The organism is Acuticoccus mangrovi (assembly GCF_016411865.1).
Taxonomy (GTDB): domain Bacteria; phylum Pseudomonadota; class Alphaproteobacteria; order Rhizobiales; family Amorphaceae; genus Acuticoccus; species Acuticoccus mangrovi.
The window spans coordinates 87,866-102,288 of sequence record NZ_JAEKJA010000009.1 but is presented as its reverse complement, the minus strand read 5'-3'; the positions used below and the strand labels follow the sequence as shown (position 1 = coordinate 102,288).

Annotated in this window: 12 protein-coding genes; 11 read left to right on the top strand and 1 reads right to left on the bottom strand. The window is 67.0% G+C overall.

Going from position 1 to position 14,423, the window contains the following annotated elements; translation table 11 throughout:
• Positions 1–29: 29 nt before the first annotated feature.
• The 6 genes from JCR33_RS12315 (at position 30) to JCR33_RS12290 (ending at position 7,994) form a co-directional block, all read left to right on the top strand.
• Complete coding sequence (locus tag JCR33_RS12315) at positions 30–971, top strand: LysR family transcriptional regulator (RefSeq protein ID WP_198882383.1); 942 nt, start codon at positions 30–32, stop codon at positions 969–971.
• A 156-nt stretch (positions 972–1,127) separates the two neighbouring features.
• A complete protein-coding gene (locus JCR33_RS12310; protein ID WP_198882382.1) occupies positions 1,128–2,279 on the top strand; it encodes a M20 aminoacylase family protein in 1,152 nt (383 codons plus the stop codon).
• A gap of 480 nt (positions 2,280–2,759) precedes the next feature.
• The gene (locus JCR33_RS12305) at positions 2,760–4,340 is read left to right on the top strand and encodes an ABC transporter substrate-binding protein (protein ID WP_198882381.1); all 1,581 of its coding nucleotides are present in this window, start codon (positions 2,760–2,762) and stop codon (positions 4,338–4,340) included.
• A 32-nt stretch (positions 4,341–4,372) separates the two neighbouring features.
• The gene (locus tag JCR33_RS12300) at positions 4,373–5,314 is read left to right on the top strand and encodes an ABC transporter permease (protein ID WP_198882380.1); all 942 of its coding nucleotides are present in this window, start codon (positions 4,373–4,375) and stop codon (positions 5,312–5,314) included.
• Between the two features lie 23 nt (positions 5,315–5,337).
• Complete coding sequence (locus JCR33_RS12295) at positions 5,338–6,159, top strand: ABC transporter permease (protein ID WP_198882379.1); 822 nt, start codon at positions 5,338–5,340, stop codon at positions 6,157–6,159.
• Positions 6,156–7,994, top strand: a complete 1,839-nt coding sequence (locus JCR33_RS12290) for an ABC transporter ATP-binding protein (RefSeq protein ID WP_198882378.1) — start codon at positions 6,156–6,158, stop codon at positions 7,992–7,994. Before JCR33_RS12295 ends, JCR33_RS12290 begins: the two co-directional genes overlap by 4 nt.
• Before the next feature lie 70 nt (positions 7,995–8,064).
• Here the strand turns inward: JCR33_RS12290 and JCR33_RS12285 are convergent, their stop codons facing one another.
• On the bottom strand, positions 8,065–8,985 hold the full coding sequence (locus JCR33_RS12285; RefSeq protein ID WP_198882377.1) for a hypothetical protein: 921 nt from the start codon (positions 8,983–8,985) through the stop codon (positions 8,065–8,067).
• 334 nt (positions 8,986–9,319) lie between these two features.
• On the opposite strand from JCR33_RS12285, the gene JCR33_RS12280 reads away from it, so the two are divergent.
• The 5 genes from JCR33_RS12280 to JCR33_RS12260 all read left to right on the top strand — a co-directional run bounded on the left by JCR33_RS12280 (position 9,320) and on the right by JCR33_RS12260 (position 14,412).
• A complete protein-coding gene (locus JCR33_RS12280; protein WP_198882376.1) occupies positions 9,320–10,111 on the top strand; it encodes a GntR family transcriptional regulator in 792 nt (263 codons plus the stop codon).
• Between the two features lie 111 nt (positions 10,112–10,222).
• Positions 10,223–11,260: a 2Fe-2S iron-sulfur cluster-binding protein gene (locus tag JCR33_RS12275; RefSeq protein WP_198882375.1), complete on the top strand. Its 1,038-nt coding sequence runs from the start codon at positions 10,223–10,225 to the stop codon at positions 11,258–11,260.
• Positions 11,261–11,363: 103 nt separating this feature from the next.
• Positions 11,364–12,539, top strand: coding sequence for an aromatic ring-hydroxylating oxygenase subunit alpha (locus tag JCR33_RS12270; protein ID WP_198882374.1), 1,176 nt, complete (start codon positions 11,364–11,366; stop codon positions 12,537–12,539).
• A complete protein-coding gene (locus JCR33_RS12265) occupies positions 12,536–13,540 on the top strand; it encodes a D-2-hydroxyacid dehydrogenase (RefSeq protein ID WP_198882373.1) in 1,005 nt (334 codons plus the stop codon). The genes JCR33_RS12270 and JCR33_RS12265 overlap by 4 nt, the downstream gene beginning before the upstream one ends.
• Positions 13,541–13,608: 68 nt before the next feature.
• On the top strand, positions 13,609–14,412 hold the full coding sequence (locus JCR33_RS12260) for a substrate-binding periplasmic protein (protein ID WP_198882372.1): 804 nt from the start codon (positions 13,609–13,611) through the stop codon (positions 14,410–14,412).
• The last annotated feature ends 11 nt before the right edge of the window (positions 14,413–14,423 follow it).

Here is a 14,423-nt window from a genome sequence, read left to right as displayed (position 1 = left end):
GCACAGCGTTGAGCAGCACGACAAAGAACGTGTCCATCAAGCAGATCCGCGCATTCGTCGCGGTCGCATCGGCCGAGAACTTCTCCAAGGCCGCGAAGATGTTGAACGTTTCGACATCGGCCCTGTCGCTGACCGTGCAGGAACTCGAGCGGCGGGTCGGGCAGAAGCTCTTCGAGCGCACCACGCGGACGGTCACGCTCACCGAGGCGGGCGCGACCTTCCTGCCCGTCGCCGACCGCCTCCTCGGCGAATTCGCGCGCGCCATCGACGATGTCGCCCGCTATCCCGACATGCCGCGCCAGACGGTTCGCATCGGCGCGTCGCAGCACTTCATGAACCTCGTGATCCCGCACGTCCTCAAGGGGCTGACGGTCGAGCATCCGAATATCTCGATCAGACTGTGGGAGGGCACGACGCACGACATGGTGAGCCGCATCGCCGGCGGCGAGCTCGACTTCGGGATCACGACCCTTTGGAGCAGTATCGGCTCGGTCGACTCCACGCCCTTGATCGACGATCGGCTCGGCGTCCTCACCTCCGCCTACAGCGCCCTCGCGGAGGCCGACGAGCCGCTCTCCTGGCGCGACCTTCGCGGCCAGACCATGGTGTCGTTCGGCATCGGCGCCGGCACCCGCGAGCGGGTCGAGCGCGATCCCCACATCGGCGGGATGATCAGCCAGTCCTTGCACGAGGCCTCGTCGCTCGCCGGCCTCTCCGCGCTGATCGAATCGGGAGCCGGAAGCGCCATCACCGCGGCTCTCACCGCGGAGAACTTCAACGAGAAGCGCTTCCGCTTCATCCCGCTGGCGAACCCCGTCGCCTGGCGCACCAACTATCTCGTGACACCGAAGGACAAGGCGCGCTCGCCGCTGGTCTTCGATGCGATCACCGCCCTCACCACCCAGCTCGAGCGCTTCGACAACCGCCCCCACATGCGCGCGCACAGCCCTGACTGGATCGCCGTCCACTGAGGGGCGGGCGCGGCCCAATATTGATGAAACCTCAACGCTTGCTTTCATCATTCGAATGGACGGCATCACGGCGTTGCGCGAGAAATCGAGGGTTGACCGCGGGCCGGCGACGGCATCGCCTCGGCGTCGGCCAAGCCACCAGGAGCCACCCCGCTGATGTCCATCGTCGACGAGATCCGCGCCTATCATGATGAGCTGACGGCCATCCGGCGCGACCTGCACGCCAACCCCGAGCTCGGGATGGAAGAGCACCGCACCTCCGAGATCGTCGCGAAGACGTTGGAGTCGTTCGGTGTGGAAGCGCACCGCGGGGTCGGCGGGACGGGCGTCGTCGGGGTGCTGCGCGGCCGCCCCGGCAACCGCGCGATCGGGCTGCGGGCCGACATGGACGCGCTGCCGATCACCGAGGAGAGCGAGGCCGCCTGGCGCAGCACCGCTCCCGGCAAGATGCACGCGTGCGGCCACGACGGCCACACCACCATGCTTCTCGGCGCCGCCCGCTACCTCGCCGAGACGCGCGACTTCGACGGGACCGTCCACTTCATCTTCCAGCCCGGGGAGGAAGGCTGCGGCGGCGCCCTCGCCATGCTAGAGGACAGGCTGTTCGACCGCTTCCCCTGCGACACCGTCTACGGGCTGCACAACCGCCCCGGCATGGCGATCGGCGAATACGCCGTCTGCGACGGGCCGGCGATGGCGGGCGGCGCGTTCTTCGACGTGACGGTGCGCGGGCGCGGGACGCACGGTGCCCGGCCCTATTCGGGCATCGACCCGGTGATCGCCGCCTGCCAGATCGCGACGGCGGTGCAGACGATCGTGTCGCGCAACCTCAATCCGGCCGATCCGGCGGTGGTCAGCATCACCAAGATCACCGGCGGCGACGCCTACAACGTGATCCCCGACACCGCCAAGATGGGCGGCACGGCCCGCTTCTTCCGCCGCGAAGTCGCCGAGGAGATCGAGGCGGCGCTGCGGCAGATGGTCGAGGGGGTGGCGAGCGGCCTGCGCTGCGAGGCGAGCCTCGATTGGCGGCTGATCTTCGCGCCCACGGTGAACGACCCGCACGCGACCGACCTCGGCGTCGCCGCGATGCACGACCTCGCGGCGCCCGAGATGGTGACGCGCGGCAAGCCGCCTTCCATGGGTTCGGAGGACTTTTCCTTCATGATGGAGAAGGTGCCGGGCGCCTACATGCTCGTCGGGAACGGCGAGAGCGCGGCGCTGCACAACCCGAAATATATGTTCAACGACGAGGCGATTCCGTTCGGCGCCGCCCTCTACGCGCGGGTTGCCGAACGCGGCGCCTGAGGCGGCCCGCGGGCCACGCGCTCTCCCCATCGCGACGGTTCGACCATCGCCCCGCGGCCACCCGTCCGCGGGGCTTTCGCCGTTCGCGCCTGCCATTCGCCCCGACGTGGCCGGCTCGGCGCGGCCGGCTCGGCGCCCGCCGACAAGCCCTTTCGATTATTGAGATGCGCTTGCTGAACGTTGCGATCATTGAAATGGACTTTGGAGGATCGGCGACCTCAGACTGTGCTCGCACATCCCGGAGACGGACACCGGGCGGAGCGCAGGTGACATCCGGCTCGGTGGGAAGGCCCCCCTCCTCCCCGCACGCGGGGCCTGCGGCCTCGCCCCGGCCCGTCGGTCGCGCAGGCGACAAGCGGCGATGGCGCCTCCGTATGCCGTGCGGCCGATGAGCCCCTTCGGGCCGCGTGGGTTCACCAGACGACCGCGGGTCCACCCGAAGACCAGGAGATGAAGACGCCATGACGAGAGCGGTGAGATATGCGAGACCTTAAAGCTGTTCTGAACCTTGCCGCGGCGGCGTGCATCGCGGCGTCCGTCGGGGTCGCCTCCACCCTCCCCGCGCACGCCGCGACCAAGTCGGTGACGGCGGTTCTCGAGGCGGAGATCGTCACGCTCGATCCGCACGGCACCAGCGCTTACATCACGCGGACGTTCGGCTACATGGTGTTCGACACGCTCTTCGCGATGGACTCCAACGGCGCGATCCAGCCGGAGATGGTGGACAGCTGGGAGCAGGTCGACGATCTCACCTGGACCTTCACCCTGCGCGACGGGCTGACCTTCCACGACGGCACGCCCGTCACCGCGACCGACGTCGCCGCCTCGCTGAAGCGGTGGTGGTCGCTGTCGACGATGGGCCGGCTCCTGAAGGCCGCCGCGAAGGACGTCGTCGCGAAGGACGACAAGACCTTCGAGATCCAGCTCGCCGAGCCGTTCCCGCTGATGCTGACGTCGCTCGGCCATCCCAATTCGCCGGCGCCCTTCATCATGCCCGCCCGGTTGACCGAGACGCCGGTCGGCCAGCCGCTGCCGGAGATCATCGGCTCCGGCCCGTTCGTGTTCGACGCCTCTCGCCACTTCCCGGGCGACAGCATGACGCTCACCCGCTTCGAGGACTACAAGCCCCGCGACGAGCCGGCCGATTTCCTCGCCGGCGGCAAGGTGGTCAACATCGACGAGCTGAAGATCGAGGTGATTCCCGACAGCATGACGGCGACCACCGCGCTGAGCGCCGGCGAGATCGACTACATCCAGTATGCCCCGTTCGACCTCCTGCCGATCCTGGAGCAGGACCCCAACGTGACGGTGATGGGCTTCCAGGGGCTCAACATGTTCCAGGGCTACTATCCGCTGAACTGGCGCAACCCGCCGTTCGACGATCCGGCGATCCGGCGCGTCCTGTGGAACTTCGTCGACCAAAGCTCGGTGCCGATCGCCCTCGGCCTCTCCGAGGAATACATGGTGCCGGGCTGCCAGTCCTACTTCATGTGCGGCACGCCCTACGAGACCACCGCGGGCTCGCAGTTCCCCGACGAGATCTCCGTCGAGGCGGGCCGCAAGGCGCTCGCCGAGACCGACTATGACGGCGAGGAGATCGTCGTCTTCCAGGGAACCGACATCGAAGCGCTGCGCGTCTCCTCGGCGGTGCTCTACGAGTGGATGCGCCAGGTCGGCTTCAACGTGCGGATCGAGGCGATGGACTGGGCGACCCTTCTCAGCCGCCGCAAGAACGAGAACGAGTGGCACGCCTACGGTGTCCACGCCCTCGGCCTCGACCTCGGCAACCCGCTGTCGCACTTCTGGATCGCCCGCAACTGCGTCGACTTCCCCGGTTGGTTCTGCGACGAGGGCATCACGGCGGGCCTCGATGCCTTCAAGGAGGCTCCCGACGACGACGGGCGCAAGGCCGCGGCCGCGCAGATCTCCGAGGCCGCGTTCGAATCGGTCCCGGCGGTGATGTGGGGGCAGTTCGCGCAGCCGGCGGCCTACCGGTCCGACATCTCGAACATCATCCCGTCGGCCATTCCCCTCTTCTGGAACCTCGAGGTCGATCGGTGAGCCGATGCGCGGTCGAGGCCACGGGGTGAACGATGGTCCAGTCGATCGCGAATCGCCTGATCTCGACGGTGCCGATCCTCTTCGTGGTATCCGTCCTGATCTTCTCGCTGCTCTACCTGACGCCCGGCGATCCCGCTCAGATGATCGCCGGCGCGCAGGCGACGCAGGATGACGTCGAACGGATCCGCGAAGCTCTCGGCCTCAACGATCCGGCGCTGATGCGCTATTTCGACTGGCTCTGGGACGTCCTCCACTTCGACTTCGGGCGATCGGTCTTCAACGGCCGATCGGTCACCGAGCTGATCATGCAGCGGATGGAGCCGACCTTCTCGCTGATGGCGTTGACGACGCTCTTCGCGATCGTCATCGCCGTGCCCCTCGGGGTCCTCGCCGCCTGGCGGGCGAACAGCGTCGTCGACCGGATCGTGCTCGTGTTGTCGATCGCCTCCTTCTCGATCCCGGTCTTCGTCACGGGCTACGTCCTCGCCTACTACGTGGCGTTCAAGACCGGATTGCTGCCGGTCCAGGGATACGCCTTCCTGAAGGAGGGCGTCGGAGAGTGGCTCGCGCACCTGGTGCTCCCGTCCGTCTCGCTCGGGCTCATCTACGTCGCGCTCATCTCGCGCATCACGCGCGCGTCGATGCTGGAGGTGCTGTCGGAGGACTATATCCGCACCGCGCGGGCGAAGGGGCTCCTAGGGCGGCGTATCCTGTTCGTCCACGCGCTGCGCAACGCGGCGAACCCGATCGTCACCGTGGTGGGGGTCGGCGTGGCGCTGCTCCTCGGCGGCGCGGTGGTGATCGAGAGCGTCTTCAACATTCCGGGGATCGGACGCCTCACGGTCGACGCCATCCTGCGGCGCGACTACCCGATCATCCAGGGCGTGATGCTGCTGTTCGCGATGATCTACATCGTCGTCAACCTCATCATCGACCTGCTCTACACCGTGTTCGACCCGCGGATCCGCTACTGACCCGTCGACGCGCCATTCAGGAGATGCCGTTGTTGTTGCGAAACCCGTCGATTGCGATTGGCGGTGGGATCGTCGTGCTGATGGTGCTGCTCGCCCTCTTCGCGCCGTACCTTCAGACCATCGATCCGTTGTCGATGAACCCGCTCAATCGCATGAAGGACCCCTCGAGCGCCTTCTGGTTCGGCACCGACGCCTATGGCCGCGACCTCTACTCCCGCGTCCTCTATGGCGGGCGCACGTCGCTCACCGTGGGCTTCGCGGTCGCCGTGCTGTCGACCGGGGTGGGCCTCCTGATCGGGCTGATCGCCGGCTACTACCGCTCGCTCGACGGTGTCGTCATGCGCATCATGGACGGCCTGATGGCGATCCCGGCCGTGCTTCTCGCGATCGCCCTCTCGGCCCTCTTGGGAGGCTCCGTGCTCAACGTCGTCATCGCGATCGCGGTCGCCGAGTCCCCTCGCGTCGTGCGCCTCATCCGCGGCATCGTGCTGTCGCTGCGCGAGCGCCAATATGTCGAGGCCGCCCTGATCTCCGGCGTGAGCCGCAGCCGCATCATCGTGCGCCACATCCTGCCGAGCACCTTCGCCCCGCTCGCCGTGCAGGCCACCTACGTGTTCGCCTCCGCGATGGTGCTCGAGGCGATCCTCTCCTTCATCGGCGCCGGCATCCCGCCCACCACGCCCTCGTGGGGCAACATCATCGCCGAGGGCCGTCAGCTCTGGCAGATCAAGTTCTTCATCATCCTCTATCCGGCCCTCTTCCTGTCGCTCACCGTCTTCGCCATCAACATCTTCGGCGACGGGCTGAGGGACAGGCTCGACCAGCGCGGGGACAGGCACCTATGACGACCCTGCGCACAGCCCACGGCCCCGCCGAGACCACGCCGGCGGATCCGGCGGACGAGGTCCTGTCGATCGACGGGCTGACGACCTCGATCCGAACCGGCCAAGGAGACCGGCGCCAAGGCGAGCAGCGGCTCATCGAGGACATCGGCTTTTCGGTCCGACGCGGTCAGACCCTGGGGATCGTCGGCGAGTCGGGCTCGGGCAAGAGCGTCACGGCGCTGTCGATCATGCGCCTCCTGCCCAGGAGCGCGACGGTCGCCGGCCGCGTCATGCTCAAGGGGCGGAACCTCACGACCCTCAGCGATCGCCAGATGGCGGACGTGCGCGGCGACCGCATCGGCATGATCTTCCAGGAGCCGATGACGTCCCTCAATCCGGTGCTCCCGGTGGGGCTTCAGATCGAGGAATCGCTGCGCCGCCACAAGGTGGCGAGCGGACAGGCGGCGCGGCGGCGCGCCGTCGAGCTGCTCGACCGGGTGCGCATCCCGAACGCGGCGCGGCGGACGGCGGAATATCCCCACCAGCTCTCCGGCGGCATGCGTCAGCGCGTCATGATCGCGATGGCGCTCGCCTGCAATCCCGAGCTCCTCATCGCCGACGAGCCGACGACGGCGCTCGACGTCACCACCCAGGCCGGCATCATCGATCTTCTGAAGCAGATCCAGGCCGACGACGGCACGGCGATCATGTTCATCACCCACGACATGGGCGTGGTCGCCGAAGTGTCGGACGACGTGCTCGTCATGCGGTCGGGACGCATCGTCGAGCACGGCCCCTCGCAGCAGATCTTCCATCGACCCGCCGAGACCTACACCCGCCAGCTCCTCAACTCGGTGCCGCGCATCGGCGATATGCGGGGCAAGCCCGGCCCCGCCCCGTTCGCCTCCATCGGCGACGACGGAGCGGCTCTGGCGCCGTCCCCTCTCGAGGTCGCCAAGGGCCCCGTCCTGCGCGTCACGGATCTTTCCGTCTCGTTCCGGGTCCGCAACGAGACGTCGCGCTTCCGGCGGACGACGCTGCGGGCCGTGCGCGGCGTCGGCTTCGATCTCCGGGCGGGCGAGACCCTCGCGATCGTCGGCGAATCGGGCTGCGGCAAGTCCACCCTCGCACGCAGCATCATGGGGCTGCAGGCCGTCGACAGCGGGGCGATCGAAGTCGCCGGCCGGGTGGCGACGTCGATGACGGCGGCCGAGGCGCGCCTCGCCCGCAAGGCGATCCAGATGGTCTTCCAGGACCCGTTCGCGAGCCTCAACCCCCGCCTCAGGATCGTCGACTCGCTGACCGAGCCCCTCACCGCCCACGGCGTCTCTTCTGGCGGGGCCCGCGCGACGGCGGTGCGGCTGATCGAGGAAGTCGGCCTGTCGGCGGAAATGCTCGACCGCCTCCCCCACCAGTTCTCCGGCGGACAGCGCCAGCGGATCTGCATCGCCCGCGCGCTGGCGCTCGAGCCAGAGGTGATCGTCGCCGACGAGGCGGTCTCCGCGCTCGACGTCTCGGTGCAGGCGCAGGTGCTCAACCTCCTCATGCAGCTCCAGGCGCGCCGCGGTCTGGCGCTGCTGTTCATCTCGCACGACATGGCGGTGGTCGAACGGCTCAGCCACCGCGTGGCGGTGATGTATCGGGGCCAGATCGTCGAGATCGGCCCCCGCGCGGCGGTGTTCGAGCGGCCGGCCCACGCCTACACGCGCCGCCTGCTGAGCGCGGTCCCGCTGCCCGACCCGTCGCGGCGTCACAAGCTCAGCGGGATCGAGGAGCTTTTCGGCACGCCCTCCGCCGAGCCCTCGACAGCCGCCTGGACCGACCTCGGCGACGGCCACAGGGTCCTCGCCGCATAGGGCGGCAGCCCTCGCAGACGGCAGCGTGGCCGAGCCGCTACGTCACGGCGCGACAGTCGCGATAGGGTGGTTAGCCGAGCGTCTCCAGCGCGGCACGGGAGCAATAACGCTCAAGAAATCGTTCATAATCGTCGCTAAAATACTCGGCCAAGAGGGTATCGAGAGAACTTCCGGCTTGGGTGGCCGACATCCGTCGTGCCAGCTTCGCCATGTCCGTCGAAACGTCGATATCCACCAAGCTCGCCGCCTGCCTGAGATTCTTCCCCGACGTCTCCATATGCTTTTGAATCATATTCAACTGCACGGGCGTGATCGGTCGCCCCAGGTATGAGAACAGCAACGATAGTGAGCGCAATAGAGTGGGAGCAGACTCATTGATCTTTGGGAGAACGGAAATATTGATCCCCGGCACGGCTTTATGACAAAATTCAAACACAGCTTGTTCGTTCTTCAACTCCTCGATCGGTAAAATCGAATACTCAAATTTAGCACCATCGAACAACACACGCCCGAGATTCAACCATTTGAAGGTATCCAAACGCATTGATTGAAGAAAGGCTGCATAGTCGGAAGCAAGACCATGCGCCACTCGAAATTTGTAGCATGACGACAGAAAACGCGACATCTCCCGTGACTGCAATAAAACTATTGTTTCGTATTTTTCGGCCAATTGATCAATAATTTGACGCAACCGGTGAGCATGCGGATAAAATTCGAATGATAGTCCCGGCATTCTGCCGATCAGATTTTCCTCGCTGAGGATAATATTATTTCCCTGAAAACTGGAGGCTAACTCAACAATTGCATCTATATCAAACGTCGGCTGGACACCCCAGACATATCGTCGAAGGTCCTCGATAATCGGATGCTTGTCTTTTGGCGCGATATACAAGGTGTCGCCACCGGGCGGGATCGCGCGAGCAAGCGCCAACTGCAATGATGTCGTGGCACACTTGTGGGCGCCGACATGCCAAACCAGCCTCTTGCTCATACGCCGTCTCTGATTCCCAAAACACGAGCACCGCGGTGCGCCTCCGCAACTCAGTCGTAGTGACGTCGACTAAGCCCGTCCAGTCCAACCGCGCGAGTCCGGACAGGGACGCCATCAGCCGCCGGAGCTGACCGGATACGGCAGTCAACCCGCAGCGCTGGCCGACATCCGCGGATGAGAACCCACGTTTCTTCACACCGCCTTCCAGAGCTCCAGGCTGAACCAACGCCGTGACACCGGAGGTGTGCGGGCGCACGTGATGCCGCGATGGCAAATGCTCCCCCTCTCGGGGCGAACACGACTATAGGTGGGGGCGTGTCCATGCGGAGTGCCAATGCCGACCCCCCTCTACGACCCGTTCCCGAAATATCTGCAGATTCGCGATATCCTCCTGCGGCGGTTCGCCGGGCTCGCGGAGGGAACGCGGCTGCCGACCGAGGCCGACCTCAGCGCCGAGTTCATGGTGAGCCGCGTCACGATCCGCAACGTGCTCAACACCCTTGCCGAGGAAGGCGTCATCGCCCGGCGGCCGCGGCTCGGCACCTACCTCCTGAAACCGCCGCCTCCCCCGCTCGACGACCGCCTGACCGGGCCGATCGAGGACATGACCGCGCTCGGGCTGCCGGCGTGGACGCAGGCGATCGACCACGGCTTCGTGCCGGCCGCGGCGGACGTCGCCGCCGCCCTCGGCCTCGCGGCCGCCGTCGAGATCTACCGCGTGCGCCGCGTGCGCTTCCTGAGCGGCGGCCCCCTGCTCGTCCTCGAAGCCTTCTTCCCGGAGGACATCGGCCACCTCCTCGCCGGACACCGGCGCGAGGGCAGCCTCTTCGTCCCGATCCTGCAGGAGCTCCTCGGCAACGACGTGCGGGAGGACTACCAGCAGATCGATGCGCTGACAGCGAGCGCAGAGATGGCGCAGCACCTCCAGATCGATCCCGGCGCGGCGGTGCTCTGCGTCAAGCGCCTGTTCGTCGACGGCGCGGGCCGCGCCATCGCCTACTTCAAGACGAACTTCCGGGCCGACCGATATTTTTACAGTATCAAGCTGCCTAAACCTGCGCCGGGCTCCGGCAGCCGCCGCCAGCCTCCCAACGGCACGAACCGGCCTTCTCCGGAACGCTTCTAACCTTCCCCACCCCAGGGCGCTGAATCGATGGGCATTCTACGCTCGAAATTTGATCCATCTCATTTGTATCATCAACTTTACAAATAAAAAGGTCCGTACTCATATGCGGCCATGAGCGCCGCATTCCACCGCATTTCCGTGCCCGCACTGGGCGTTTCGGTCTCCGCCAGCCAGAGCGAGACGATTTTGGAAGCGCTCCAATCTGCGAGCGTCGACTATCCCTGCGGATGCACCAGCGGGGTGTGCGGGATGTGCAAGTCGCGCCTCGCGTCGGGCCGCGTGGAACTTGCCGACTACTGCCCCGCCATCACCCAGGAAGAGCGCGACGCCGGGCTGACCCTGCCGTGCAGCGCGCGGGCGCTCTCCGACTGCGTCATCACCCCCATCGACGACGGGCTGTTGCCGCGGGTCGTCACGTTCGCGGCGACGGTCACCGCCATCGCGCCCCTCACCCACGACATCGTGCGCCTGCGTCTGGCGCCTCCGGAGGGGCTGCGCTTCACCTTTCTCCCCGGCCAGTACGCCACGCTGCGCTTCGCGGATCTGCCGAGCCGCGACTTCTCCATGGCGAACTGCCCCGACGACGGGGGTCTCGAATTCTTCGTGCGCCGGACGCCGGGCGGGCAGGTCACAGCGTACGTGTTCGATGCCTTGCAACCGGGCGAGAGCGTCGGCGTGACGGGACCCTACGGCGTCGCCTATCTGCGCGAGGGCGAGGTGAAGCCGCTCATCGCCGTCGCCGGGGGATCGGGCCTCGCGCCGATCCTCTCAGTGGTCGAGACCGCCCTGCGGCGGGGCTTCGGCCAGCCGATCCGCCTCTATTTCGGCGTGCGCAGCCCTCGCGACCTCTACGCGACGGACACGCTCGCCACGCTCGCCGCCGCCCATCCCAACCTCACCGTCACCCGCGCCGTCGCCGAGGGCGGGGGTCCCGAGACGCGCGGCGGTCACATCCACGCCGTGATCGAGGCCGACCTCGCCGGCGAGGCCTCGATCGCCGACTGGCGCGCCTACGTCGCCGGGCCGCCGGTGATGGTCGACCTTGTCGCCAAGGTCCTCAGCGCGCACGGCCTCGCCGAGAGCCGCTGCCACATCGACCCGTTCCTGACCGAAGCGGACAGGGCGAAGACGGCCGGGGGTCCGGCATGAAGAGCCGTCCCGAGACCGCCGGACGGCACCGACACGCCGTTCGCTTTCCCCGCATCGATACCCGCGCCCTCGTCCACCGAACGCTCCAATAGAAGAGACCGCCATGCCCACCCCCGCCGATGTCCTCGATCCCGCCCACTTCTCCAAGGTCCGCCTGCCGCTGGACGAGGCGGAGACCCTGCCGGCCTGGTGCTACGTGTCGGAGGCCTTCTATCAGTACGAGGTCGAGCGGCTGTTCATGAAGGTGTGGAACTTCATCGGCCGCGCCGACCACATCCCCAACCCGGGCGACTACTTCACACTGACCTTCGTGGGGGTGCCGCTCATCATCGTGCGTGATCGGGCGGGTGAGCTGCGCGCCTTCTCCAACAGCTGCCGCCACCGCGGCGCCCGCGTCGCCGAGGGCGAGGGCAACGCGCGTGCCTTCGTCTGCCCCTATCACGGCTGGGCATACGGGCTCGACGGATCGCTGGTGGCGGCCCCCGAGATGGACCTCACCAAGGATTTCGACACCGCCTGCAACGGGCTGAAGCCGGTGCGCCTCGAAACCTGGGCGGGCTTCCTGTTCATCAACTTCGATCCCGACGCCGAACGTCTGATGGACTATCTCGGCGATCTGCCGGAGCGGCTCGCCTCCTACCACTTCGAGACGATGAAGCAGACGTTCCGGCGCGAGTACATCCTCGACTGCAACTGGAAGATCTACGCCGAGAACGCCATGGAGGCCTACCACGTCCCCATGGTGCACGCGAAGACGCTGCAGAAGCTGAAGCGCGAGATGCCGCCGAAGGTGCCCTCGGAGGGCAACTGGGTCGGCCTCCACACCAAGCACACGGGCAGCCGCGCCCTGCTCGCGGGCGACACCGGCTTCCCGCCGATCCCGACCCTCGACGGCCTCGCCGGCCAAGGCACCTACTACACCCTCACCTATCCGAGCACGATGTTCGGCTGCACCATCGACTGCATGTGGTGGTTCGAGGTGCACCCGCTCGGGCCGGAGAAGATGCGCCTCATCGTAGGGGGCTGCTTCCCCGAGGACATCACCACCCGCCCCGACTTCGAGGAGGTGGCGCAGCGCTACTACAAGCGCTGGCAGATCTCGGTGGGCGAGGACAACGACATCTCCGAGATCCAGCAGATCGGCATCCGCTCGCCGCTCGCCGTGCCCGGCCGCCTCTCCTACCTCGAGCCGCTCGTCCACGACATCGCCAACTGGGTGCTCGACCACGTGCTCGACGAGCCGACGGCGAGCGAAGCCGTCCTCGCCAAGGCCTCTTGAGCCCGACGCCGATGGCCGAGCGCTACCGCCTCCACATCGAGAACATCCGGACCCAACATCCGATCTTCCACATCACGCCCGAGCGCTACGCCGCGGCCGAGGCGCGCCATCCCGAGCTCGCGCCGCGGCTCGATGCGACGATCGGCTGGGACCTCGAGGACTATCGGGCGGCCGCCGCGGAGGCGGACTTCCTGATCGGCTGGAAGCTGCCGTTCGCGACCATCGCCCAGGATGCGCCGCGGCTGCGATGGATGCACCTCATCGGAGCGGGCATCGAGCACGCCCTCCCCCTCGACTGGCTGCCGGCCGACGTCGCGATCACCACCAACCGCGGCGTCGCCACCAAGGCGGGCGAGTATGTGGCGATGGCGGTCCTCGCCCTCAACACCCGCATCCCGCTCTTCGCCTCCAACAAGGCGCAGCGGGTCTGGCAGCGCGAGTTCGTCTCCGGGGTGGAGGGCAAGACGGCGCTGATCGTCGGCATGGGCAATCTCGGCCGTTCCGGAGCGCTGCGCTGCAAGGGGCTCGGGATGCACGTGATCGGCGTGCGCGAGAGCGGGGCGCCCATCGAGGGCGTCGACGAGATGCACCGGCCGAACGCCCTTCCCGCGCTACTGCCACGGGCCGACGTCCTCGTCCTCGCCGTTCCGCTCACCACGAAGACCCGCGGTCTCATCGGCGCGGCGGAGCTGGCGCTGATGAAGCCCGGCGCCGGCCTCGTCAATATCGGCCGCGCGGCGAGCGTCGACCAGCCCGCCCTCGGCGCGGCGCTGCGCAGCGGCCACCTCGGCGGCGCCGTGCTCGACGTGTTCGAGACCGAGCCGCTGCCGCCCGATGCGCCGGAGTGGGACTGGCCCAACGCCATCCTGACCCCGCACGTCGCGGCCGACGATGTCGCGCGCTACATGCCCGACACGCTCGACCTGTTCTTCAAGAATTTTCAGCGGGTCCTCGACGGTCAGCCGCTGATCAACCGTGTCGATCCGGACCGTCAATACTGATCCCCCTCAACACAGTGCAACCTGGAAAGAGACGGACTATGAGAGCATGGCACTCGGTAAGGCGTGGCGTGGCCGCCGCCGTGATCGCGGCGGTGGGCCTCGTCAGCACCCAGGCGGTCGCCGAAGACGCGTTCGAGCGGATGCTGAGCGAGAAGACGCTGCGCATCGGCTGGATCATGTCGCCGCCCGGATCGCAGAAGGATCCGATCACGCAGGAGCTCAAGGGCTACTACATCGACATCATCAGCTTCGTCCTGAAGCAGGTGAACGTCGAGCCCGAGTTCATCGAGACGCAGTGGTCGACCTTCGTCGCCGGTCTCCAGGCGAAGCAGTTCGACATCGTCGCGGCCGGCACCTTCGCCAGCATTCCGCGCGCCGCCTCGGTAGCCTTCACCTCGCCCATCTTCTACCTCGGCTACGACGCGACGGTGCGCGCCGGTGACGACCGCTTCAAGAGCCTCGACGACATCGACCAGGAGGGCGTGACCGTCGCCGTGGTGCAGGGCACCGGCGGCCACGAGTTCGTCAAGCGCACCTTCTCCAAGGCCAACATCGTCGCGCTCAGCACCAACGATCTGTCGTCGAGCCTGATCGCCGTGCAGTCCGGGCGGGCCGACGTCGCGGTGGAGGACGCCTGGGCGACGCGCCGCTACATCCAGACCCACCCCGAGCTCGTCAGCCTCTTCTCCAACACCCCCTACAACCTGCAGCCGATCGCCTGGGCGACCCGCTACGAGGATCGCGATCTGCGCGAGTTCCTCAACACGGCGCTGGAGTGGATGCGGATCAACGGCAAGATCGAAGAGTTCGTCAAGCAGTATCCGGCGAGCGGCCGCTACGTGCTCAGCCCCACCTACCACGCCGTCGAATAGAACAGGCTCGG